The organism is Acinetobacter sp. WZC-1, from assembly GCF_052544965.1.
Genome location: NZ_CP199370.1, coordinates 1,394,451 through 1,417,851, shown reverse-complemented (window position 1 = coordinate 1,417,851; position 23,401 = coordinate 1,394,451). Strand labels below are relative to the sequence as shown.

The 23,401-nt window shown below is 45.9% G+C and carries 21 protein-coding genes; 8 read left to right on the top strand and 13 right to left on the bottom strand.

The window, feature by feature from the left end:
* Positions 1 to 75: 75 nt before the first annotated feature.
* On the bottom strand, positions 76 to 1,263 hold the full coding sequence (locus ACT6PV_RS06505) for a phosphoglycerate kinase (RefSeq protein ID WP_445115614.1): 1,188 nt from the start codon (positions 1,261 to 1,263) through the stop codon (positions 76 to 78).
* Positions 1,264 to 1,404: 141 nt separating this feature from the next.
* On the opposite strand from ACT6PV_RS06505, the gene ACT6PV_RS06500 reads away from it, so the two are divergent.
* Genes ACT6PV_RS06500 through ACT6PV_RS06490 form a run of 3 tightly spaced genes read left to right on the top strand, consistent with a single transcriptional unit; the run spans position 1,405 to position 3,580 of the window.
* Positions 1,405 to 1,788 (top strand): DUF2237 family protein, encoded by a 384-nt coding sequence (locus tag ACT6PV_RS06500; RefSeq protein ID WP_445115613.1) that lies wholly within the window; start codon positions 1,405 to 1,407, stop codon positions 1,786 to 1,788.
* Positions 1,788 to 2,384, top strand: coding sequence for a Maf family protein (locus tag ACT6PV_RS06495; protein ID WP_445115612.1), 597 nt, complete (start codon positions 1,788 to 1,790; stop codon positions 2,382 to 2,384). Before ACT6PV_RS06500 ends, ACT6PV_RS06495 begins: the two co-directional genes overlap by 1 nt.
* Positions 2,385 to 2,416: 32 nt before the next feature.
* Entirely contained in the window at positions 2,417 to 3,580 is a 1,164-nt protein-coding gene (locus tag ACT6PV_RS06490; protein ID WP_445115611.1) for a ribosomal protein uL16 3-hydroxylase, read from the top strand.
* A 79-nt stretch (positions 3,581 to 3,659) separates the two neighbouring features.
* Here ACT6PV_RS06490 and ACT6PV_RS06485 read toward each other — a convergent pair whose 3' ends face one another.
* On the bottom strand, positions 3,660 to 3,878 hold the full coding sequence (locus ACT6PV_RS06485) for a hypothetical protein (RefSeq protein WP_445115610.1): 219 nt from the start codon (positions 3,876 to 3,878) through the stop codon (positions 3,660 to 3,662).
* Between the two features lie 205 nt (positions 3,879 to 4,083).
* On the opposite strand from ACT6PV_RS06485, the gene ACT6PV_RS06480 reads away from it, so the two are divergent.
* Complete coding sequence (locus ACT6PV_RS06480; RefSeq protein WP_445115609.1) at positions 4,084 to 5,754, top strand: FMN-binding glutamate synthase family protein; 1,671 nt, start codon at positions 4,084 to 4,086, stop codon at positions 5,752 to 5,754.
* 157 nt (positions 5,755 to 5,911) lie between these two features.
* Here ACT6PV_RS06480 and ACT6PV_RS06475 read toward each other — a convergent pair whose 3' ends face one another.
* The 9 genes from ACT6PV_RS06475 to ACT6PV_RS06435 form a co-directional block, all read right to left on the bottom strand.
* Entirely contained in the window at positions 5,912 to 6,940 is a 1,029-nt protein-coding gene (locus tag ACT6PV_RS06475; protein ID WP_445115608.1) for an alpha/beta hydrolase, read from the bottom strand.
* Positions 6,941 to 8,110: a YdcF family protein gene (locus tag ACT6PV_RS06470; protein WP_445115607.1), complete on the bottom strand. Its 1,170-nt coding sequence runs from the start codon at positions 8,108 to 8,110 to the stop codon at positions 6,941 to 6,943.
* Positions 8,111 to 8,119: 9 nt separating this feature from the next.
* On the bottom strand, positions 8,120 to 9,154 hold the full coding sequence (gene murB / locus ACT6PV_RS06465; protein WP_445117047.1) for a UDP-N-acetylmuramate dehydrogenase: 1,035 nt from the start codon (positions 9,152 to 9,154) through the stop codon (positions 8,120 to 8,122).
* A gap of 11 nt (positions 9,155 to 9,165) precedes the next feature.
* Positions 9,166 to 9,705: a low molecular weight protein-tyrosine-phosphatase gene (locus ACT6PV_RS06460; RefSeq protein ID WP_445117046.1), complete on the bottom strand. Its 540-nt coding sequence runs from the start codon at positions 9,703 to 9,705 to the stop codon at positions 9,166 to 9,168.
* 548 nt (positions 9,706 to 10,253) lie between these two features.
* A complete protein-coding gene (dnaX, locus tag ACT6PV_RS06455; RefSeq protein ID WP_445115606.1) occupies positions 10,254 to 12,509 on the bottom strand; it encodes a DNA polymerase III subunit gamma/tau in 2,256 nt (751 codons plus the stop codon).
* A gap of 68 nt (positions 12,510 to 12,577) precedes the next feature.
* Positions 12,578 to 13,042 carry a copper resistance protein NlpE N-terminal domain-containing protein gene (locus ACT6PV_RS06450; protein WP_445115605.1) on the bottom strand — a complete coding sequence of 155 codons (465 nt, stop codon included), beginning with the start codon at positions 13,040 to 13,042 and terminating at the stop codon, positions 12,578 to 12,580.
* 96 nt (positions 13,043 to 13,138) lie between these two features.
* Positions 13,139 to 14,389: a serine hydrolase domain-containing protein gene (locus ACT6PV_RS06445; protein WP_445115604.1), complete on the bottom strand. Its 1,251-nt coding sequence runs from the start codon at positions 14,387 to 14,389 to the stop codon at positions 13,139 to 13,141.
* Positions 14,390 to 14,498: 109 nt separating this feature from the next.
* On the bottom strand, positions 14,499 to 15,353 hold the full coding sequence (locus tag ACT6PV_RS06440) for a MaoC/PaaZ C-terminal domain-containing protein (RefSeq protein WP_445115603.1): 855 nt from the start codon (positions 15,351 to 15,353) through the stop codon (positions 14,499 to 14,501).
* 70 nt (positions 15,354 to 15,423) lie between these two features.
* The gene (locus ACT6PV_RS06435) at positions 15,424 to 16,815 is read right to left on the bottom strand and encodes a 3-oxoacyl-ACP reductase (protein WP_445115602.1); all 1,392 of its coding nucleotides are present in this window, start codon (positions 16,813 to 16,815) and stop codon (positions 15,424 to 15,426) included.
* Positions 16,816 to 17,057: 242 nt separating this feature from the next.
* Here ACT6PV_RS06435 and ACT6PV_RS06430 point away from each other — a divergent pair, with 242 nt between their 5' ends.
* Positions 17,058 to 18,587, top strand: a complete 1,530-nt coding sequence (locus ACT6PV_RS06430; protein ID WP_445115601.1) for an acetyl-CoA C-acetyltransferase — start codon at positions 17,058 to 17,060, stop codon at positions 18,585 to 18,587.
* A gap of 81 nt (positions 18,588 to 18,668) precedes the next feature.
* Here the strand turns inward: ACT6PV_RS06430 and aceI are convergent, their stop codons facing one another.
* A complete protein-coding gene (gene aceI, locus ACT6PV_RS06425; protein WP_445115600.1) occupies positions 18,669 to 19,091 on the bottom strand; it encodes a chlorhexidine efflux PACE transporter AceI in 423 nt (140 codons plus the stop codon).
* An 89-nt stretch (positions 19,092 to 19,180) separates the two neighbouring features.
* Here aceI and ACT6PV_RS06420 point away from each other — a divergent pair, with 89 nt between their 5' ends.
* From ACT6PV_RS06420 to leuE, 3 genes are all read left to right on the top strand, one after another.
* Positions 19,181 to 20,071, top strand: coding sequence for a LysR family transcriptional regulator (locus tag ACT6PV_RS06420; RefSeq protein WP_445115599.1), 891 nt, complete (start codon positions 19,181 to 19,183; stop codon positions 20,069 to 20,071).
* 89 nt (positions 20,072 to 20,160) lie between these two features.
* Positions 20,161 to 21,150: a transaldolase gene (tal, locus tag ACT6PV_RS06415; protein ID WP_445115598.1), complete on the top strand. Its 990-nt coding sequence runs from the start codon at positions 20,161 to 20,163 to the stop codon at positions 21,148 to 21,150.
* Between the two features lie 109 nt (positions 21,151 to 21,259).
* Positions 21,260 to 21,919 (top strand): leucine efflux protein LeuE, encoded by a 660-nt coding sequence (gene leuE / locus ACT6PV_RS06410; RefSeq protein WP_445115597.1) that lies wholly within the window; start codon positions 21,260 to 21,262, stop codon positions 21,917 to 21,919.
* A gap of 142 nt (positions 21,920 to 22,061) precedes the next feature.
* Here leuE and ACT6PV_RS06405 read toward each other — a convergent pair whose 3' ends face one another.
* A complete protein-coding gene (locus ACT6PV_RS06405; protein ID WP_445115596.1) occupies positions 22,062 to 22,979 on the bottom strand; it encodes a hypothetical protein in 918 nt (305 codons plus the stop codon).
* Positions 22,980 to 23,401 lie beyond the last annotated feature (422 nt).

Genomic DNA, 23,401 nt, shown 5'->3' with positions numbered 1-23,401 from the left:
ATGAAAAGTATCAACATGTTAAAAGACTGGAATCAATCCGCCTTTTAACACGCTGATTAACATTAAACCAGAAGATCAGGCACGTTCAAGTAATACCGCAACAGCGGGCAGGGTTTTGCCTTCGACAAACTCAAGGAATGCTCCGCCTCCGGTAGAGATATAACCGATCTGATCAGCAACCGCATATTTATCAATCGCCGCCAGGGTATCCCCTCCACCGGCAATGGAAAACCCTGCGGATTCAGCAATGGCCAGCGACAGCGTTCTGGTGCCTTCACCAAACTGATCCACTTCAAATACACCGACCGGACCATTCCATAAAATTGTACTGGAAGATTTTAAAATTTCAGCAAATGTGCGGGCTGTTTCAGGACCGACATCCAGAATCATATCGTTATCAGCAACATCCGCGACATTTTTTATAACTGCTGTAGCTTTTGCCAGTGACCCCAGAAAGTCTGCAAAATCAATCTCTGATGCATCAGCGACGACAACATCGGTTGGTAAGGGTACAGATACTTTTTCAGCAATGGTTTTTGCTGTGTCAATCAGGTCTGCTTCATAAAGTGATTTGCCGACATTAAAGCCCGCTGCCGCCAGGAAAGTGTTGGCAATACCGCCACCGACAATCAATTGATCACAGAGGGCTGAAAGCGAAGTCAGCACATCCAGCTTGGTTGATACCTTGGAGCCTGCAACAATGGCCACCATCGGCTTTGCCGGCGTCTGCAGGGCACGACCCAATGCATCCAATTCAGCCGCCAGTAAAGGACCTGCTGCTGCAACAGCGGCAAAACGGGCTACACCTTCTGTTGAGGCTTCTGCACGGTGGGCTGTACCAAAGGCATCCATGACAAACACATCACAAAGTGCCGCATACTTCCGGGCAAGTTCAGGACTATTCTTTTTTTCACCCGGATTAAAACGGCAATTTTCAAGCAGCACCACCTGACCGGCAGAGACGTCCACACCGTCCAGATAATCGGTCAGCAATCTGACCGGCTGGCCCAGCGCTTCAGTTAAATAAGCAGCAACAGGCGCCAGTGACTGTTCCTGTTTAGGCTCGCCTTCAACAGGACGACCCAGGTGAGAATACACCATTACCGCAGCGCCCTGTTTCAGCGCCATCTGAATTGTGGGTAATGCCGCACGCAAACGTGCATCACTTGTAATCACACCATTTTTAACAGGAACGTTTAAGTCTTCACGGATAAGCACACGTTTACCGGTTAAATCGAGGTCAGTCATACGCTGAAAATTCATGCATTGCTCACTTGAATGAATATAAAAATCGCATAAATTCTATATGATTGTGCAAAAAAAGGTTAGCTTCTTTTGCAGAAAAGCTGTAGAAAACTTCTGTTTTGATTATCATGGTTCATATCCCTTTAAGATTTTGTCATTATGTCTATCCATCCAGATCCTCAAATCAATCGCTTAAATGTTTTGGGTGAACCATTGGCGAGCTGTTGCTATGACCCCATTACAGGCTATTTCCGTGATGGTTTCTGTCATACATCGCCCATAGATGCCGGACAGCATACGGTCTGTGCGCAGATGACTTCTGAGTTCCTGAGTTATTCACAAAAAACTGGCAATGACCTAATTACCCCCTTACCCGAGCTTGGCTTCCCCGGCTTAAAGCCTGGTGATTACTGGTGCATCTGTGTGACCCGCTGGGTTGAGGCCCTGCAGGCAGATATGGCCCCTCCGCTGAAAATTCGCTCCTGCCATCAGGCAGTACTGGCCTATGTCCCGCTGGATGTGTTACTGGAATATTCAATCTGATGATCAAACACACTGAAATTATTCTGGCGTCCGGCAGTCAGACCCGCAGGGATCTGATGAATCGACTGGGATTGCAATACCGCTGTATTGCACCGGATATTGATGAGTCACCACACGGTGAAATCCATGCCGATGAACTGGCCAGGCGGCTGGCTTTTGAAAAAGCACAGCTGATCGCCGGGCAGTATCCGAATGCCATTGTGATCGGATCGGATCAGGTAGCATGGCGTGAACACGCACCGCAGGACTTTATTGGCAAACCGCTGACTGTAGAACATGCCATTGCACAGTTACAGGCCAATTCGGGACAAAGCCTTTATTTCAGTACTGCACTGAGTGTGCAGCAGCAATCCAGCAGCTTTGAACACACCCTGGTTGAGCAATATCAGGTAAAATTCAGAACATTGCAACTGGACGAAATCAAACGCTATATTGCCCAGGATCAGCCACTGCAGTGTGCCGGCAGTTTCAAATGTGAGCAACTGGGCATCAGTCTATTTGAACAGATGATCGGTGCTGATCAGACTACCCTGATGGGCATGCCGGTGATGCAACTGTGCCGTATTCTTCGTCAGTTGGGTATTCCACTGCCTTAACCCATTTCCCAGATAAATATTCCAGGTTACTTATGTCTTTTTTTTCGGATATTCCCGGTGCGATCACCGAACAGCAATTCCTTTCAGAATACTGGCAACAGAAACCCCTGCTGATCCGCAATGCCCTGCCTGAGCTTGCAGATCTGCTTGAACCTGCCGATATTATGGCACTGGCACTGGAGGAGAATGTCACAGCACGACTGATCCGGCAAAAGGATAAAAACCCAGATATGTGGTCAGTCAAACCATCCCCCCTGTTAAAGGGGGATTTTCAGAAGCTGCCAAAACAATGGACCCTCATGGTACAGGCTGTGGATCACTATTCGCTGGAGCTGGCTGAATTATGGGAAAAATTTTCATTTATTCCGCAATGGCGGCGTGACGATATTATGGTATCCCATGCTCCAAAGGGCGGTTCTGTCGGAAAGCATTTCGATTTTTATGATGTCTTCCTGGTTCAGGGCTATGGCCATCGTCGCTGGCAACTGGGACAGAAATGCGATGCCAGTACAACATTTATTGCCGGGCAACCCTTAAAACTGTTGCCGGAAATGGACGTATATTTCGATGAAGTCCTTGCACCGGGAGATTTGCTTTATGTACCACCCGGCCTTTCACATTATGGCATTGCCGAAGATGACTGTCTGACTTATTCCTTTGGTTTTCGTATGCCGGGCATTGCCGATCTGATGGACCGGATCAGTGACCAGTTTGCAGGCCATGCATTGTTCAGAAATCCGCTGATGGATATTCAGCGTCAGGCACCCACCTCAGTAGGACAGATCACGAACGCTGAACGCAATTATTTAAAAGCAGAACTTTTACATGCGCTGGAACATTCAGCCTTACTGGATGATGCCATCATGTCGCTCATTACTGAGCCAAACTATCCTGATAACATTCCTGAAGCTGATGAAATCACTGCCACGGAACTGGAAACAGTACTTGAACAGGGTTATTTACTCAGAATGGAACCGGCATCACGCCTGATTTATACCGAACAGGATAATGTGTCTGAGTTCTGGGCCAATGCCGAAAAACTGGAGATCAGTGAAACATTCGTTCCCTGGCTAAAACAACTGGCAGATGGTCAGACACTGCAACTGAATGCCGATCTGGCCGGACAACATCAACTGGAAGATATTGCAGCCTTAATCAGCACCTCTATTCTGATGCTTGTGCCTGATGAACAATAAGACGAAATATCAACAGCCAATCTCCGACCTGCAAACACAGGCCGGATCTTTCATATAATGTACATATTTTATGTGCATCTTACGAATGTGCAGCAGTGGAACCTGTACCATGGTGAGAGTCGTTATGATCATGTCCCTGTAAATGCTGCTTTAAGGATTCATTTTCCTGTTTCAGTTTTTTATTGTTCAGATATAAAACAAACAATCCAATATAGGCAATGACCACCACCGCGCTCACATAAATTGCTAAAAAAGTAATGTCAGGATTAATGAGCTGACCCATGTATTTTTCAATCATTTTGTCTTCCTACTTCAATGAACGGTGAAAGAATCGAACTTCAGTTTAACTCATATACAACTCTGATGCCCAATTCAATGAATGAAAGGTAAATCATTTATAAAACCGGTGTGGAATCATTCTCATGTCTAACAAATTATTACTTGAGCTTTCGCTGTATTCCTGGCACCTTATCATGTTAAAAGTAAATGGATAATTCTCATCAATGGCCAGTCCTGCTCAGATCATCAGATACAAGCTACTCAATACTTTTTTTTCCCGTCATTCCGTCTGGTTTTCCTCCATTTTACTTACCCTTTATTTGACATGGGTGATTTTTTTTAGCTCAAATCACTATATTTCCTATCTTTTTTCAGACAACTCCATCAATATTCTATGGCTGATCTGCATTCTGCTTTCACTGCTCGGTTTATATGATTTTTTACAAAGCCGACATGCCATTTTAAGAAACTACCCGATCCTTGGACATTTCCGTTTTATATTTGAAGCGATCCGCCCTGAAATCCGCCAGTATTTTATTGAGTCGGATGAAGACGCCTTACCCTTTTCACGCTCTCAGCGCAGCCTGGTCTACCAGCGGGCCAAAAATCAAAATGCAGATAAGCCTTTTGGTTCCATCATTGACGTCTATCAGGACGATTATCGTTTTTTTATGCATTCCATGCAGCCCTGTAAGCCTGTCGATATTGAAACATTCCGTATTCAGATCGGCAGTCCGCAATGTCAGCAGCCGTATCATGCATCCATTCTGAATATCTCCGCAATGAGCTTTGGCAGCCTGAGTGCAAATGCCATTCGTGCCCTGAATAAAGGTGCATCCATGGGCAATTTCTACCATGATACCGGTGAGGGCAGTATCAGTCCCTATCATCTTGAATATGGCGGTGATCTGGTGTGGGAACTCGGCAGCGGCTATTTTGGATGTCGAAGCCTGGACGGTCAGTTCGATGATGAAAAATTTGCCAGACAGGCAGTGCTGCCTCAGGTCAAAATGATTGAAATCAAACTCTCTCAGGGGGCAAAACCCGGTCATGGCGGTATTTTACCCAAAGATAAAATCAGCCAGGAAATTGCTGAAATCCGCGGTATCTCCCGTGATCATGACTGCGTATCACCTGCCCGGCATTCTGCGTTTAGCACACCGATTGAAATGATGAAATTCATCCAGCACCTGCGTGAGCTGTCTCAGGGGAAACCGGTGGGTTTTAAACTCTGTATTGGTCAGCCGTGGCAATTTATGAGTATTGTGAAAGCCATACTACAGACCGGTATTGTCCCGGATTTTATCGTGGTGGATGGTTCTGAAGGGGGTACCGGTGCCGCACCCATTGAACTGATTGATCATATGGGAACACCATTAAGAGAAGGCTTATTGTTTGTACATAACACGCTGATCGGAGCCGGATTGCGTGATCAGATTAAAGTCGGTGCCAGCGGCAAAATTATCAGTGCATTTGATATTGCCAGTACAATGGCCATTGGCGCCGACTGGATTAACTCTGCACGTGGTTTCATGTTTGCAGTCGGATGCATTCAGGCTCAGAGCTGTCATACCAATCAGTGTCCCGTCGGTGTGGCGACTCAGGACAAGGAACGTCAGAAAGCCATTGATATCCCTTCAAAATCTGAACGTGTCACCAATTTCCAGAAAAACACCCTGAAAGCCCTGGCAGAAATGATAGCTGCTGCCGGATTGAAACATCCGGCTGAAATTAAGGCACACCACCTGGCGCAGCGGATTAATGACCGGGAAATTAAAAATTATGCCCAGCTGCATTTCTGGCTGAAAAAAGGTGAACTGTTAAGCTGTGAAAATAAGGACGATGAAAACTTTTATTTCAGAATGTGGAATATGGCCTCTGCTGAAAAGTTCTGAACAGCTGTGCTGAGACGGTCATGTGTATACCCACATAATCATGACAAGCCTTCCCTTTCCGAACATAAAAAATCCAGCTGATGCAATCTATGCATACAGCTGGATTTTTTATGCCTGATCATCAGATTCAGTCATTGATGTCAGCAGGGCTGAATGTTCAATAATAGTAACCGCTGGAATGTGCATGCAGAAAGGCCGGAATCAATCCGGTCAATGCGGCACGGATATCATCCCGCTCATTGATCAGCTGATGCGAACCTTCCTCCAGCATGAGCAGGGTCTGCAATCTGAATTTTCTGCGAATAAATTCAATGTTGTAACGCCAGTCCACCGTCTGATCGAGTGCGCCCTGAGCCATCCAGACCGGAATACGGCAAGCCGGCCGTTCTTCCATTTCCTGCATCCATTTGGACATCGCCAGAATCCAGTCCATTCCCATCATCCTGGGTTGCAGTGGGTCCTTTAAACGGACAAAACGCAGGAACTCAGGATTATGATTATTGTGTCTGAAATGACGGGGCACTTCCCGTTTAATCCGGCGGATAATACCCAGACCAATGGAATTGTGCCACCAGGCAGATTTGGCTGGTCGGATCAACGGTGACAATAACAATACCCGCTCCACAATGGGATTTTTACGGTGCTGTGCGAAATCAAGCAAATGGTGCATTAAAATAGCGCCACCGGTACTCTGCCCGATCCCCAGCCAGGGCTGCGGCAACTGGTCCGCCCGTTTTACATATTGATGGACCGCATGTAAAACCTGTTGATAGTGGTCAAAATCCTGAATGTTTGCCGATGGCCCATCACTCAGACCATGCCCGGGCAAGTCATACGTCAGCACACTGAAACCCTGCTCCACTAATTCCTTAATGATAGGCTGATAAATACCGCTGTGCTCCAGATAACCATGGATCAGGCAAACCGTGCCTTTAATATCTGAAAGCGGCGGCTGAAATACCTGGACATGCAGTTTAAACATCGGCATCTTGATATAACCCTGCCAGTGTTCACACTCAATTCGGTCAAAACCATACAGCCGCCGATAAGCCTGTATTTCACGCGCCGGTGTATAGGGCTGATTTAAATTCAGCGGCTGCAGCGACTCAGGCGTCAGCTCGCGGCTGGGCACAGGTAGATCAAATTGTTTTAATACGGTTGGAGTTAAAAATGGAATACCTGACATTTATGGCACCTCCCGACAGCCACCGGAACCGAAATACATATCCCGTATGGTGGCCAGTAGTTCATAGTTTGCACGACGGCTGTGATCATAGTTCTGCTGCCCCGGTTTCCATTGTGTCAATTGTGTCGGCATCGGCGCTTCAACCGGTATGGTTTCAATGCCATTCAGGGCAAATAAACGGCGTGTTCTTGGCATATGATAACGGTCAGTAATCAATAACACCGTTGGTGCTCCGCCCTTTTTTTGTAATAACAACGAACTGAACCGGGTATTTTCACAGGTATTCATGCTCCTGTTTTCCAGTAATCTGGCATCTACATGGTGTTTCATCAACCAGGTCTGCATATAGGGGGCTTCAACACCACTCAGCACAATGGGTAGTCCGGTTTTTTTCTCCATCTCAAGCGTGGTTTCCAGTCGCAGACGGGTATATTTATTCACAATAATATCTTTCTGATTTTTATCCAGTGTCAAGCCTCCCCCCAATACAACAATGGCATAGGGTTGTGAAGGTGTTTTCTTTTTTTCCTGATTCTGGGCATTGATATAAGCAATATCCCTGGACAATTGCGGATCAGATTCAGCATATTTGCTTGCAGTTTCTGCACTGACTTTATAGGTTTTTAAAAAATTCAGATAACTGTCCATGAGCATCTGATCTTCACTGTCCTTAATATCCGCCAGCTCAGGGTTGGCATCCGCTGAATGGGGTGCAGAAGCCAGCACTGAATGATCAACCGAATGCTGTTCAGCGGCCAGGCCAGGCTCAAGCTGTTCACTTACAGATGGAATAACGGGCTTTTTCTGTTGATGCAGACCGTGTTCCTGTTGCATTTTAATCTTCGACAGTAAAATTTTATAACGGATCTGCAGAATATTTAACCTGTGGGCATCATTCTGTTCCAGCTGCTCTTCCATCAGTTGCAGGTAAGCCTGGCGTGCAATCCATAAACTGGAGCCAGGTTCAAGGTTTTCCTCTTCGGTCAGGGCCGCCATTTGCTGGCTTTTTGCTGCGACCTGATTCACTTCAACAGGAACCATCGTATTTAAAATTCTGACCATAAGATTTGCATAAAATGGCGTATAAAGTAAAACCACCAGGCAGCCCAACAGAACAAACAAAATTGCAATTGTTCGTGTCAGTCGGATCATCCAGTGCAGTTTTGCCATATTGATCAATTAATCCAGATGGACCTGTATTAAACCTGAGTCATTAAATAATACAGGCTCAGGTTCCAGCCGTATGTTAAATTTTTCATATACATCATATTGTACAGCCTGATAAGTTGCTTTGACTTCATTCAGTGTAGCACCGGTATAATTCACCAGTACCAGCGCCTGTTTATCAAACATTCCCACCGGCCCCAGCTGTTTGCCTTTCCATCCTGCCTGATCAATCAGCCACCCTGCTGCAATTTTTACCTGATCATTGTTCTGCGGATAATGTGGAATATCCGGAAATTTTACAGCCAGTTGTTTAAAAACAGACAGGGCGATCACCGGATTCTTAAAAAAACTGCCTGCATTGGGAAATTGTGCCGGATCAGGTAATTTTTGCTGACGGATCAGCATCACCTGTTTCTGCAGGTTTTCTGCAGTCAGCTCATCCTGCATGGCTGCTTTTAAATCACCGTAACTGACTTTTAAATCGGCTGTTTTTAATAGCCTGAAGCTGACATGCGTAATGACATAACGGTCCGGGTTATCCTTAAAAATACTGTGGCGATAAGAAAAATGACAATCCTGTGCGGTAATTGAGCTGAACTGCTTCAATACCCGGTCATACACGTCCACAGCGCTGATAAACTCGCCCACTTCCACACCGTATGCACCAATATTCTGTACCGGTGAAGCACCGACCATGCCTGGAATTAAGGCCAGGTTCTGCAAACCATAAAGTTGCTGCGTTGTGGTCCATAATACAAAATCATGCCAGTTCTGCCCTGCACCGACCCGGATTGTCTGACTGACAACATCTTCTGCCACAGATTCAATGCACTGAATATGCATGTGCATGACCAGTGCATGAATCTCCGGAGGTAACAGCAGATTACTGCCACCGGATAGCACCAGCAGATTCAGTTGTTTTGTTTCTGCAAAATCGATGGCCCTGACGACATCCTCAGCGGAATGAACCTGAACATAATAAGCGGCGACTGCATCCAGCCCCAGCGTGTTAAAAGGTCTGAGCTGAACCTGTGACTGAATCTGCATCGCTGGTTCCATCATGCCTGACGACCATAATGAGCATCTGTCTGATGACCGGCAATCTGTTGTAATACCCGAACCCAGGCCTGACTGCTGGATTCACACTGATCCAGTACCCGTTCAAAATCATCTGCACCGCCATAATAGGGATCCGGCAAAGCTTGCGCCGGGAAAACGAGATCATGCGCACTCATCATGGCAAGGGTGGCTTTCGGCTGACTGAATACATCATCCTGCATGGCCTGCTGTTGCAGATGTTGAATATCCTTATAATTTTCAAAATCCATAGCCAGAATCAGATCAAATTCCAGAAAGTCCTGTGTCTTCAACTGACGGGCCCGCAAACCGGACAAATCATAGCCCCGTGCAGCTGCATGTTTCTGACTGCGCTGGTCCGGTGCCTTGCCTGGATGATAATTACTGGTACCGGCCGAATCGACGTGAACATTCAGTTGCTGTCTGTCACAGAAATTCCTGAGGACCACTTCCGCTGTCGGAGAACGACAGATATTTCCCAGACAGACACATAATACTTTATATGGTGTTGCAGACAGCACAAAGCCACCCCCGGGCATCAGTTTTTTGATCATGCTTTATGTTAAGGGATTTACAGTGTGAATCCCATAGTACTGTAAAACAATCCTGTTTAATTTATGATGAAACCCGAATCAGGCTGGTGCTCAGTTCATATTGCACATGCAGTAACATCGGATGGTAAAATTTCTGCCGTCTCAGCCGGATGGTGCATGTTATGCCCCAGGGTAAAAACAGGATATTTCAGGAAATACCACAGCTTCAACTCCAATAGTGGGTGCCAGACCTGCTTCTCTCTGGATGCCGGTCTGATGTATGCTCATTTCAATGATGTCAAGGCTGATCCGGGCGTTAATATACAGAGCTTCAGACTTTTAACCCGATTCCAAGCGGTCTGCTGAAACCGGAACTGGGTAAAATTGATGTTGATGATGCCATTGCGCCGGTTGTCACCGCCGGGGTCAAAGTCAACATTACCAAAGACTGGTCTACAATCACTTCCGTCTCTTATGTCACTTTTCGGTATCGGCTATTCAATGAAGGCGATCAAATAAGAATCTGATCGTGTTTTTTATGATTTCAACTGAATATTTTTAATTTCAGCGCTGAATGTCTCCAGCAGACTCTGAACCACCGGTTCCTGCTGCAACATTTCTGCGGCACGATCAAAGGCATTATTTTTTCTTTGATTCTGCATCATATAAGGCGTCGTTTCAGTCACTTCCTCATAATTCACACTGAATCGGGTTTCAGGCCATTGCAGCTTTAAGGCAGCTTCAAGTGTCAGCTGACATTGCACCAGTAATTTCTCATACTGCCGGGGAATCCTCAGACAGGATTCAGCATTGATCTGTCCGGTCATAATGCCCTGTTGGGCCAGTTCATGAACTGCCGGAGACAGATGGCTGTTTCTGAACCAGTATTCCCATTTATCCACAGTCCATTCACCGTCAAGCTGCTGCTGCTGAAGCTGCAGCATCTGCTGAGGTGTCTGTATCTGCTCAGTGATCATTTGCTGATCCTGCACAGAAGCAGTCAGGGCTTCCTGTAAATGTGCATCCGGCACAACTGATACAGCTGCCGTCAGAAGCTCTACATTGTCTGTCACAGCTTCAGCAGCATTCATTTCAGGCGCTAAAAAAAACACATCCTGATCAGATGCAAACAGATCGACCATCTCTGTAGTCATGGTCTTATTTTCAGATACTGACAACGCCTGCTCAGACATTTCATCAGTAAATAAGGTTAAATCCGGTGCTGCATCCAGCGTCTTTGCCTCAACCTGTTGTATCATCTGTGGCTGTGACTGCCTCGGTTGCCGGTCCTGCTGCTCAGACTCAGATAAAATGTTGTCTGGAACAGACTGAACCAGCTGGGCATGATCAGCTTCGGCATTACGCTCAGTTTTTGCAACCGGCTCAAATAATCCACCATGGTTGAGCTCAGGCGCTATCACTTCAGTCATGATCTGCTGAGCCACGGATTGCTGTGATTCCGCAGTTTCCATCGGTACCGGCACGTCCATTCCTGGTGTTGCTGCTCCTTCCACAGGCTGTGCAACGCGTTGAGCATCATGCGGATAATCCGCATCGCCCTGCTCTGAATCGGCTGATATCACCTGGTCTGGTTCAGAGGATGGTTTGTCATTTGCACTGGCAGTATCTTCAAATTCCGCAGATATGCTCGCAGCAACCTGTTGTTGTGTGTCAGCAGATTGCACTGCCACCGGCACCTCACCGTCCTGTATCGGCCTGAATGCCAGCAGACGCAGTACAGTCATTTCAAAACCCTGTTCCTGTGTTACGGCAAGCTGCAAATCTGCCCGTCCCTTGCAGGCAACCTGGTAATACAGCTGTAAATCCTGAGCAGAAATACACCGGGATAACTGCATGATTTTCTGATTAATTTCAGCACTGTATTTCAGGCTTAAATCCGGTAAGTACTGTAACATCGCCAGTTCATGCAGGGTTGAAATCAATTGATCCAGCACCAATGCAACATCCAGTGCCTGTTGTCGCAATTGTAAAAGTAACTGGCTGACCCTTGCGGCAGAATTCTGATGAATCGCCAGCATCAGATCATAAATAATACTCCGGTCAATCAACCCCAGCATGTCCTTGACATCCTGCCCACGCACCGCGCCCTGGCCATAGGCAATGGCCTGATCCGTCAGGGACAGCGCATCCCGCAGGGAACCCTGGGCCGATTCAGCAATTTGCCAGATGGCATCCTGCTCGGCAGAGATATGTTCCTGATCTAAAATCCGGCTTAAATGATGGGTAATTTCATCCACTGCCAATGGACGCAGACTGAATTGCAGACACCGTGAAATCACCGTAATCGGCAGCTTTTGTGGATCTGTGGTTGCAAACAGGAATTTAACGTGTTCCGGCGGTTCTTCCAGGGTTTTTAACAGTGCATTGAATGAATGCGTTGACAGCATATGCACTTCGTCAATCAGATAAACCTTGAAACGCCCCTGAGTCGGTGCATAAGGCACATTGTCCAGTAACTCACGGGTGTCTTCCACCCGGGTACGTGAAGCAGCGTCAATCTCGATTAAATCGATAAACCGGCCTTCATTCACCGCCTTACATGTCGGACAGACTTCACAGGGTGTTGAGGTAATGCCTGTTTCACAATTCAAACATTTTGCCAGAATCCGGGCAATGGTGGTTTTGCCCACCCCACGGGTCCCGGTAAACAGATATGCATGATGTAAACGGCCACGATCCAGGGCGCTGGTCAAAGCACGGGAGACATGATTCTGACCAACCAGCTCGGCAAAGTTACGCGGACGATATTTACGTGCAAGTACCTGATACATGGGTGCTCCTGATGACAGGTCTTAGCATACTGTTTTTTTACGGAAGAGTGAACGCATAATCCTGAAAATCAGATCATATCCAGAATAAAATCTTCCCGTACCGGATAAGGCATAGCTGTTTTATCTTCAAGAATTTCGATCTGATGCTGATCGGCATCCAGATAAAGTAAATTGCGGGTCTTAACATTCATCAGTTGCAGCCGGGTCTGTGCTGCATCCACAAATCGAAGATGACCTGTAAAGCTTTCCACATCATCATGGTCACTTAAATTTTCGCATTTCATTTCATAGGTCATATCCGGGTTTAACACCAGGTCGACCGCAGTTCCCGGACAGCCATCACAGCGTGTGATACAGGCTGAACATGGGGTTGTACCCTGATAACTGCCACTCCAGCTGGCTGCAGCAGTCTGTTGTTGCTTTGCATTTTCAGCAGCAGTTTTTGATGTGTCATGATGACCCGTATGAGACTGCTCCTGGCAGCCCAATAAAAAACCGCTTGCAATGAGTGGCAATAAAACTGGCTTTTTCATATGAATCATCAACCATTAAATATCGCAGATAAAATAGCATAATTATGGGAAGATCACAAAGTCATACACTGAAAGGACAGCACTGCGCCCTCCGTGTTAAAACCAGCCCTTGCGTCCGTTCAGAATGGCATCTGCACAACGCAGTGCTTCCTGAGTCAACCCCCACAGACGATAGTCCCCGGTAATGGAGCCTATATTAAAATTATGCGTATAGGCAAAACTCAATTGACGCTGTGGATCACACCATGCAGCGGAACCATTATAACCGATATGACCAAAGCCTTGCTGAACATGCTTTCCAAGGGTGATAACCCTGTGATAACCCAATCGCCAGTGCATTGGAATAGGCATGACCCGATCACGTCTGAGTGTCTGCACCCGGCTTAAAGCCGAAAACACATCTGGATGGATCATTTGCCGGTCATTCCAGTTACCCCGGTTAGCCAGCAGCGTATACACCCGGGCCAGACTGTCTGCCGTAAATGCCCCATTTGCAGCAGGAATAACCGCCTGCAAGCCTTCATTGCTGAAAAAACTGAAATTTTTCATGCCTTTCGGCACCATGGCATCCACAAAATCCTGAGGATTCTGACCAGTGATTTCAATCAGTCGATCAGCCATACTGAGCTTCTTTTTCTGACCACTGCGCTGCGTGGTGGCTGTTGCTTTTTTCAGGCCGGAAAAAGGTACTGCAACCCGTGACAACTGATCTGTCGGCACACCAAAATAGGCGCCATCCAGTGCCAGTGGTTCCACCAGCCAGTTCTGCATGAGTGCTGCCAGTGTTTTCCCGGTTGCTTTTTCCATAACACCACCGACCAGCCAGCCGAAACTCAGCGCCTGATAAGCAATGTCCTCTCCAGGCTCAAAACGTGGTACAGCACCTTCCATCACCTGAAGCATATGCGGCCAGTCTGACATTTCTACTGCATTTTCAATCATATTGCGGATGTCATATAAGCCACTCTGATGGCTCAGAATATGACGTAAAGTAATGGCCTGCTTACCATTACGGGCAAATTCCGGCCAATAGTGGGCAACAGGGACATCATAGTCCAGCAAACCTTCACTGACTAAAATATGTGCCAGTGTTGCCAATATACCTTTTCCGGTGGAATAACAGATCGACAGCGTGTTTTCCTGCCAGTTGTCCGTCGCTGATTTTTTGCCGGTATGGATATTGACCACTTGCCGGTCCTGAAAATAAACCGCCAGTGCTGCCCCGCCCGAGGCCAGACGTCCATACTGAAAACGGCTGAATTGAGCAGCCAGATCAGCAAATCGCTCATCCACGAATCCCGTATACTGATGTGTATCTGCAAAAACAATGTCCCTGAGGCGGCTCATTTTCCATCATCCATTTTTATGCGCAATTTGAAAAACGATCAGTCATTTTCCGCTCAGGCTCATATTGTCTGCTGAATAGTCATGACTTAAATATCGTTGAGTCATTCACTTACAGGGTCTTCACCACACCGGATACATGTGGTTTATGTGATTTTTCATTGCGGATCAGGAAGTCGGTTTCTCCGGCATTTTCAGCCACCAGCAACTCCACTTTTGACGGCAGAAACATCGGCAGTTTAAACGTCACATCAGCCTCATAGGCAGCCGGCAAATCCAGATCTGCCAACACCCGCGCCTTACTCCATAAACCATGTGCAATTGCCTGTTTAAAACCGAATACTTTTGCAGTGACTGCATGAAGATGAATTAAGTTAAAATCACCTGAAATCAACGCATAGCGGCGACCGATGTTTTCCGGCACACTCCACTGTTCCCGGAGTTCATAAGCTGGAACTATCTCGTTTTTATTTTTTTCAGCAGGTGTGGCATCAGTTTTCTGACGGCTCAGATAGGTCATACTGCCTTCCATTACGACTTCTTCACCGGCTTTTACAACAGTAATAAAATCGAATTGTACCCCTTTATCATGCGGCCGCAGCTCACCAAATTCGGATGATAGGGTCAGCTGTTCATTCACACCAATTTTACGACGCTGTTTTACTACATTGCGGATATGCACCAATCCCAGCATGGCAAATGGAAATGCTTCCGAAGTCATCATCTGCATTTGCAGGCTCTGAGAAAGCACCGCCAGATAGATGGCAGGCACATAACCATTATTTTTAAACCCACAAATTTCGTTATAGGCCTTGAGATGGTTCTGATCCACTTTCAGGCGATCCACCACATATTTCACCTGCGGCAGGACTTTTTCACCGGTAGGTTTCTTAAAAATCAGTCCCTGAATGACTTTCGGATAAGCCATATATGGTTTTGGAAGCTGGCTAAAATGGCGAGTATTCATATCAGACCTTTTAATTTTTTGTTGATGATTCAAAAAAAGGGATGACATTGCATCCCTTTAATCAGTGACATCAGGCGCCGAGTAAGCTCTGACCACAGACCCGGACTATATTGCCATTTAATCCTGTTGAAGCAGCTGAGGCAAATAATGCAATGGTTTCTGCAACATCCACAGGCTGTCCGCCCTGACTCATGGAGTTCATACGACGGCCGGCTTCACGTATGGCAAATGGAATCGCTGCTGTCATCTGGGTTTCAATGAAACCCGGTGCCACCGCATTAATGGTCATTCCTTTTTTCAGCATGGGTGCAGTAAATTTTACCAGACCGATCACACCGGCCTTGGAAACAGCGTAGTTGGTCTGCCCCAGATTTCCTGCAATACCTGAAATTGATGATACACAAATAATACGGCCATTTTCGTTCAGCCCATCATTATTCAGTAAGAAATCGTTAATCCGCTCCGCAGCAGTCAGATTGATATTGATCACCAGATCCCACAATTCAGGCTTCATATTGGCCAGGGTTTTGTCACGGGTAATACCGGCATTATGTACAATTACATCCAGACCGCCCTGAGTGGCCGTTACCGCCTTGATTTTTTCTCCTGCATCTGCTGCTGTAATATCCAGCGCCAGCACTGACCCACCGATTTCAGCGGCGACACGATCCAGATCAGCCTGTTGCTGCGGTACATCCAGACAGATGACATGTGCACCATCACGTGCCATGACATGAGCAATGGCTTCCCCGATCCCACGGCTTGCACCTGTAACCAATACGGTTTTACCGGCCAGTGGCTTGCTCCAGTCAACATCCACCACACTGGCTTTTGAAACCCGGATGACCTGACCTGACACATAGGCAGAGCGCGGAGAAAGCAGAAAACGTAACGTAGACTCCAGATTGGCTGAGGCAGCCTGATCCACATAAACCAGTTGAGCTGCAATGCCTTTTTTAAATTCCTTGCCCACGGATTTCACAAAACCTTCCAGCGCACGCTGAGCAATGGCCTGCTGAACACTGCCGGCAGATTCAGGAGTCAGACCAACAACAATCACACGACCGGACGTCTGGATCTGCCGGGCAATCGGGTTAAAGAATTTATACAGTTCATGCAGTTGTTCTGAATTCTGAATACCGGATGCATCAAAAACCACGGCCTTAAACTTTGACTCTTTATCACCTTCATTGAATGCACTTAAAGTCAGTCCTGCCCTGGCAGCAACCTGCTGAAGCTCACTGTTGTTACCGGCATAGCTGTTGGCATGAATATTACTGAGTATCTGGGCAATATCAGCGGATAATGAACTGCCCGGCGCTGCGCCAAGTAATACAGCGCCATGAATGACCGGGGTCGGTGCTTCAAAACGATCCAGTTCAACCGGTGACGGCAATCCCAGGTTTTTGATAATGAAATTACCAATAGGAGATTTTGCAAATACTTGGTATTGATCAGACATTTTATTATCTCACTGCAAATTAATTTTTTGAATCAATCCGGAAAAATAAATGCTGATGCCCATGTCAGGTCAGCCATGCATATTTTAACAGACGTATTCGTTTCCGTTTAATCATACTTGAGATAAAGTTTTGATGTCTTGACCTGAATACATACTGAAACGTCATCTTAGTCAATTCGACACATAAAACGATTATGTTATTGTATACTCAGAAATATCGTAAACATGCTTGGTAAAGCCTTATGAACAAAACAACTCAGAAGAATTCCACGACTGATAATCCGACAGCGGAAACTGTGTCAAATACATCAAAACCACGGACCCGTGCCACCAAAAGCACCGGCACAGCGTCCAGCACAACTGCTCCCAAAACACCCCGTACACGTTCTACTGCCGCTTCCACGCGCAGTAAAACCGCTGCTGCAAATTCAGCCAAAACTGGATCTGCCAGCTCACCTGCAACAAAAGCTTCTGCCAAACAGGATAAAACCATGAGTCAAAATACTGTTCGTCGCGTTGCCATCATTGGTGGTAACCGTATTCCATTTGCACGTTCAAATGGTCCATATTTTAAAGCGTCCAACTCTGACATGCTGACAGCAGCCCTGAATGGACTGGTGGAACGCTTTAATCTGCAAGGGCAACGTCTGGGTGAGGTTGCAGCAGGTGCAGTACTGAAACACAGCCGTGATTTTAACATGACCCGTGAATGCGTACTGAATACCCAGCTTGCACCGGAAACTCCGGCTTATGACATTCAACAGGCCTGTGCAACAGGTCTTCAGGCCGCGTTCCAGGTGGGAAATAAAATTGCATTGGGACAAATTGAAGTCGGGATTGCCGGTGGTGTGGACACCACATCCGATGCACCTATTTCTGTCGGTGATGGACTACGTAAAGCACTGCTGGAACTGAACATAGCAAAAACAACCAAAGACCGCTTAAAAGCCCTGTCTGCAATTAACTTCAAACATCTGCTGGATGCGCCGAAAAATGGTGAGCCACGTACCGGTTTGTCCATGGGGGAACATCAGGCAATTACAGCACTTGAGTGGGGCATTTCCCGTGAAGCCCAGGATGAGCTTGCTGCCACGTCCCATCAAAAAATGGCCAAAGCTTATGAAGCCGGTTTCTTTGATGACCTGATGACGCCATTTCTGGGACTGGAACGTGATAATAACTTACGTCCTGACTCATCTGTGGAAAAACTGGCAAAACTGAAACCTGTTTTTGGTAAAGGCGAAAACGCCACCATGACAGCAGGTAACTCCACACCATTAACCGATGGTGCATCCGTGGTATTACTGGCTTCTGAACAGTGGGCAAAAGACAATGGCCATGAAGTACTGGCCTATCTGAGCTTCTCTGAAACAGCTGCCGTTGACTTTGTTGTGAAAAAAGAAGGCCTGCTGATGGCACCGGCTTATGCGGTACCACGTATGCTGAAGCGGGCTAACCTGAAACTTCAGGATTTTGATTATTACGAAATTCATGAAGCCTTTGCATCTCAGGTATTGTCTACTCTCAAAGCATGGGAAGATCCGAAATTCTGTAAGGAACGCCTGGGACTGGATGCGCCACTGGGTTCCATTGACCGTTCAAAACTGAATGTAAACGGTTCATCACTGGCGGCAGGTCATCCATTTGCTGCAACAGGTGGCCGTATTCTGGCGACTGCTGCGAAACTGATTCACCAGAAAGGCTCTGGCCGTGTGCTGATTTCAATCTGTGCAGCCGGTGGTCAGGGCGTGACGGCAATAGTGGAAAAATAAGTCCATCCACTGACTTTTATGACAAAATAAGCACCCGCAATGGGTGCTTATTTTATGGCAGGGCTGATAAAAACAATTGACTCATGTAGAACCCTTACTGTCCAGTCGCATTTCAACATAGTCATAGCCCCATTGAAAAATAAAGGTATACACCAGAATACACAGGGTTATACTGAAATCAAGCAATACGGCTTCAATCAGTGCCATCTTCATGGCATAAGCCACCATTGGAATAGTGATCAGCATAAGCCCGCCCTCAAAACCGAGCGCATGCCAGATACGCACAGCAACAGTTCTTTTCAGCTGACGACTGGCTTCAAACTTTTCAAAGAAATGATTAAAGACCATATTCCATATTACGGAAGTCAGTGCCATGACGACTCCCAGGGTACCGGAAAGCTCCAGTGGCACTTCAAAAATAAAACTCAATGCCATCGCAATGATGATCAGCAGAATAATTTCATAGCTGAATGCATGGATGATCCTTCTTTTTGAAATCAGCATATCTAATTGCTCAATTTAAACTCGACAATCGCTATTTTATTTTTATAATATTGATAAATCGAGTCAGATCCTTTCAGAATTATTGATAGATGAATATTAACCAGGAACAGCTCACCATCTTTAAAACCGTGATTGAAAACGGTTCCTTTTCAGCTGCCGCCAGAAAACTGGGCAAAGTCCCTTCTGCGGTCAGTATGTCCATTGCACAACTGGAAATAGACCTGAACATCAATCTGTTTGAGCGTTCAGGCAGAGAACCGACTCCCACCTTACAGGCCCTGACCCTGTATGAAAAAACTGAGCAGCTGTTAATAGAGATGAATCAATGGAAACAACAGGCCAATGCACTCAGCACAGGCCTGGAGTCTTCACTGAATATTGTCATTGTCTCCGAACTGCTGCACATCCACTGGACTGATTATATTGCACAGCTGGAACAAAAGTTTCCGGAGTTACAGATCAATATTTACTCTGCACCACAGGAAGATGCCCTGCAGCTGCTGATGAACCAGTCTGCCCAGCTTGCCTTGATGTTTGAGCGGGAACATCTACAAAGCAGCGAACAGTTTGTCGAGTTAAAACGGATTTCACTGGTGCCTGTTGCAGCCTGGGAGCACCCACTGGCGCAGTCTGAACAGGTCAGTTTTGAACAGATTTTACAGAGCAGGCAAATTGTGGTGGCCAGCCGTGACCGGCATATTCGCCCTGAACTGTTATATTCAAAAAAATACTGGCGAACAGACAATCATCATTCTGCATGCACCATGATTCTGCAGCAACTGGGCTGGGGCGTTTTACCCAGCGACATGCTGGATGAAAACCCCATTTTTAAAAAACAGTTAAAAATTTTAAACTTTTCAGATTTCACCCCCAGATTTGAATATTATGTCGACCTGGTATGGAGCCGTGAAAATGCATTGGGAGCCGCTGCCCGTTTTTTGATTGATCACATCAGAAATCAAAGAATTTATACAAAATAATGTATATTTACCGGGATTTCCTGCTTTAGAAAAAAGCACATTATGTTATAAATAATAATATAGATACCTGAATCAAGAATTAGATCACAATGACTCAATCCGCATTAGACCAGCTTAAAGCATTGACCACCATTGTCGCAGACACGGGTGATTTAAATGCAATTCAGCAATTCCGCCCCCAGGATGCAACCACAAACCCCTCATTAATTACCGTTGCTGCCAATTTACCTGAAAATAAGGAATTGATTGAAGCCGCTTATATTCAGGCAAAATCTGAAGGCTATCATACAGATCAGCTGATTGAGCGCAGCATTGACATTCTGACTGTCAGACTGGGCGTGGAAATTCTTAAGATTATTCAGGGCCGTGTCTCCACAGAAGTCGATGCAGCACTGTCCTATGACACAGAAGCAACCATTGTCAAAGCAAAGGAATTACTGGCGCTGTATCAGGATTATGGCGTCGATCAGGATAGAATTCTGATTAAAATCGCCTCAACCTGGGAAGGCATTCAGGCAGCCCGGGTGCTGGAAGCAGAAGGCATTCACTGCAACCTGACCCTGTTATTCGGCTTACACCAGGCCCGCGCATGTGCCGATGCCGGTGTTACCCTGATCTCGCCTTTTGTTGGCCGTATCCTGGACTGGTATAAAAAAGCGGAAAATGTTGAGCATTATCCAGTTGAAAAAGATCCAGGCGTATTATCGGTCAGACACATTTACCAATATTACAAACAGCACGGTATCCAGACTGAAATCATGGGCGCCAGCTTCCGCAGCGTCGATCAGGTGCTGGGACTTGCAGGCTGTGATCTGCTCACGGTTGCTCCTGCACTGCTGGCAGCACTTGAACAGGATCAGCGGACTGTACAGCGGCAACTGACTGCTGAAACTTCACAGCAATCGGCTGCCGGTATTCATGAGGTCCTGGACAAGGAACAATTCAAGAACCAGCTGGAAACTGACCTGATGGCATTTCAGCTGTTACAGGGCGGAATCGATGGTTTCATTAAGGCCCGTGAGCAACTCAGCACCCTGTTACGTCAGTCTTTCGGTATAGATGCAACCATCAGGACTTAGTACCGGCATCCATTGAAGTCGATTTGTCCTGAACAATTGTCATCTCCCATGAACAGATCGACTTTCACTGCTGTTTTGATTCATCCCTTTATCCATCAACGAGAAGACTGTGTTCGGTATCACCGATATTGTGACCTATATCATTGGCGCGGTTTTTATTGTGATATTACCCGGCCCCAATACTCTCTATATCATGTCCATTGCTTCAAGGTCCGGCATCCGGGCAGGCTATGCCGGCGTATTGGGTATTTTTGCCGGAGATGTTGTACTGATCTTATGTACAGTACTGGGGGCAGCTTCATTGCTGCATGCTTTTCCCTGGCTATTTATCATCCTGAAAATGGCCGGCGCCCTTTATTTGTTCTGGCTGGGTATAAAGTTGCTCATTTCCGGCTGGCACACATGGCACAGCAAAATGGATCATGAAACCAGTGCTGCGCCATCATCGTTATCTGTACTGAAACAGCCCCATCCATTCAGAACTGCACTGACCATCAGTATTTTAAACCCCAAAGCCATTGTGTTTTATCTATCGTTTTTCATACAGTTTGTCGATCCGGCTTATCCCTATCCTGCTGTAAGTTTTGCCATATTGTCAGTAATCCTGCTGACACTCAGTATGGTCTATTTAAGTATGTTAATTTTTTCAGGGATCAAACTCGCTGCTTTTTTTAATCGCAGATATAAAGTAACCGCGGTTGCCATAATCTGCATTGGACTGCTGTTCTGCGGTTTTGGGCTGAAACTGGCGACCTCAAGCCTCGGCTGAACACACGTGATTCATCGTTGTAAAAAGCCCTGCATTTCAATACAGATTCAGTCACAACAGCCCCTGATGGTTGTAAAATAACGACAATAGTTTGAAATATTATACTCAATTATCTTTTTTCAAATTTAAAAGAATTAAATTATTACTTCTTCTCTGTTGCAATAATCTTGTTCGCAATTTCCTGTATCTGATCAGGCTTAAGATTTTGACCATTGATCTGATAATAATTACTGTCATTCACAAAGGTTAGTTTTTCAATTAAGTCTGATGACAATTTTTCATACCGAGCAGGTGTATTTTGATTTAATGCTATATTCAGGGATTCAGCGATAAATTGATGAGACGATTCGCCAGCCTTTAAATAGGATTGCTCAATTTCAACTTTCTGGTTTGCACCTTCATAGAGCTTATATATACTGTTCCAGCCATTCTCACTGTCATAGCGACCAAAATTCTGAGCACCTGTCAGCTTCAGTCCATAATCATTTAGAATCTGATCATTCGTACCAGCAAAATTGTCAAGTTGAGATGAGATTTTTTTAATACCTTCCTTCTGTAGATTCTCCCGGGCCTTTTCCAGTTCAGAAAATTCACTGACTCGCAGTCCCCCACTTAAACTGCCCTTTTCATACAAGTTTTTAATCTCGCCTTCAGCCCCTTTTCGGCTGACGGGATCAAGATTATTCAAAGAGGTATATACCACACCATTATTTTCGGCACCCTTCTTCATGATTTCAGAAAAATTAACCAGGGCCACAAAAGAACTCCTGTCCATTCTTCCCTGATTATCCCTGGTATCCTTCGTTACATTTAAAGGAACATCTTCCTGATTCCCGTTTTCAATGGCTGGCTCCTCCTTTGATATTTCTTTGTGCAGCAATCCATTTCCATTGGTTGTGGTTTCCTCCTTTTTAATAAAGAAGAGTAAGGTAACGGCCACCACTATAAAAAAACATAAATAAAGAATGTGTTTTTTTGCTAATTTCATTTCATCAACTCCATGGCCATCCTGCTGATAAATTACAGTTTGTTGCAGTAGTTTGAGTTGTTCGAATATCATTAAATGAAAATCTTATTGTGTGATGTCCACCGACGGTCCAATCAGTATGCACACCTAAGCCTGAATCTACAAAACCTGCATAGGCCCGGCCGAGTCCTATTGATCTTACTGTATCCCTTTTCGATCTCTGCCATGACCTTACCCATAAATCATGTTTATCGTTCCGTACCAACTTACGGATTCATTATGGACGCCAATATCTTATGGAGTTGCTGCGACACAATTTTCCCGGCTTGCCATAATGGGAAGCTTGCCTAAAAGTGCAGTCAAATTCCCTTGTTATACCACGAGTACATGAATATCGCTGACCATTGAATATAATCTCTATGCGATATGCATCACCTCCTTTTCTCGGTTTTGGTATTTTCATTTTTAGGCGTAAATTATGCCGTATTTTCGGCATTTTTCTCAATAAATACTGC

What these genes read in the sequence shown, in the direction of transcription:
- aceI (WP_445115600.1), bottom strand. Translation starts at nt 19,091, where the DNA reads ATGCTGATTTCAAAAAGAAGGATCATCCATGCATTCAGCTATGAAATT.
- ACT6PV_RS06445 (WP_445115604.1), bottom strand. Translation starts at nt 14,389, where the DNA reads ATGAGCCGCCTCAGGGACATTGTTTTTGCAGATACACATCAGTATACG.
- ACT6PV_RS06495 (WP_445115612.1), top strand. Translation starts at nt 1,788, where the DNA reads ATGATCAAACACACTGAAATTATTCTGGCGTCCGGCAGTCAGACCCGC.
- ACT6PV_RS06420 (WP_445115599.1), top strand. Translation starts at nt 19,181, where the DNA reads ATGAATATTAACCAGGAACAGCTCACCATCTTTAAAACCGTGATTGAA.
- ACT6PV_RS06470 (WP_445115607.1), bottom strand. Translation starts at nt 8,110, where the DNA reads ATGGCAAAACTGCACTGGATGATCCGACTGACACGAACAATTGCAATT.
- ACT6PV_RS06405 (WP_445115596.1), bottom strand. Translation starts at nt 22,979, where the DNA reads ATGATATTCGAACAACTCAAACTACTGCAACAAACTGTAATTTATCAG.
- ACT6PV_RS06485 (WP_445115610.1), bottom strand. Translation starts at nt 3,878, where the DNA reads ATGATTGAAAAATACATGGGTCAGCTCATTAATCCTGACATTACTTTT.
- ACT6PV_RS06500 (WP_445115613.1), top strand. Translation starts at nt 1,405, where the DNA reads ATGTCTATCCATCCAGATCCTCAAATCAATCGCTTAAATGTTTTGGGT.
- ACT6PV_RS06490 (WP_445115611.1), top strand. Translation starts at nt 2,417, where the DNA reads ATGTCTTTTTTTTCGGATATTCCCGGTGCGATCACCGAACAGCAATTC.
- ACT6PV_RS06435 (WP_445115602.1), bottom strand. Translation starts at nt 16,815, where the DNA reads ATGTCTGATCAATACCAAGTATTTGCAAAATCTCCTATTGGTAATTTC.
- ACT6PV_RS06475 (WP_445115608.1), bottom strand. Translation starts at nt 6,940, where the DNA reads ATGTCAGGTATTCCATTTTTAACTCCAACCGTATTAAAACAATTTGAT.
- ACT6PV_RS06450 (WP_445115605.1), bottom strand. Translation starts at nt 13,042, where the DNA reads ATGAAAAAGCCAGTTTTATTGCCACTCATTGCAAGCGGTTTTTTATTG.
- dnaX (WP_445115606.1), bottom strand. Translation starts at nt 12,509, where the DNA reads ATGTATCAGGTACTTGCACGTAAATATCGTCCGCGTAACTTTGCCGAG.
- ACT6PV_RS06440 (WP_445115603.1), bottom strand. Translation starts at nt 15,353, where the DNA reads ATGAATACTCGCCATTTTAGCCAGCTTCCAAAACCATATATGGCTTAT.
- murB (WP_445117047.1), bottom strand. Translation starts at nt 9,154, where the DNA reads ATGCAGATTCAGTCACAGGTTCAGCTCAGACCTTTTAACACGCTGGGG.
- tal (WP_445115598.1), top strand. Translation starts at nt 20,161, where the DNA reads ATGACTCAATCCGCATTAGACCAGCTTAAAGCATTGACCACCATTGTC.
- ACT6PV_RS06480 (WP_445115609.1), top strand. Translation starts at nt 4,084, where the DNA reads ATGGCCAGTCCTGCTCAGATCATCAGATACAAGCTACTCAATACTTTT.
- ACT6PV_RS06430 (WP_445115601.1), top strand. Translation starts at nt 17,058, where the DNA reads ATGAACAAAACAACTCAGAAGAATTCCACGACTGATAATCCGACAGCG.
- ACT6PV_RS06505 (WP_445115614.1), bottom strand. Translation starts at nt 1,263, where the DNA reads ATGAATTTTCAGCGTATGACTGACCTCGATTTAACCGGTAAACGTGTG.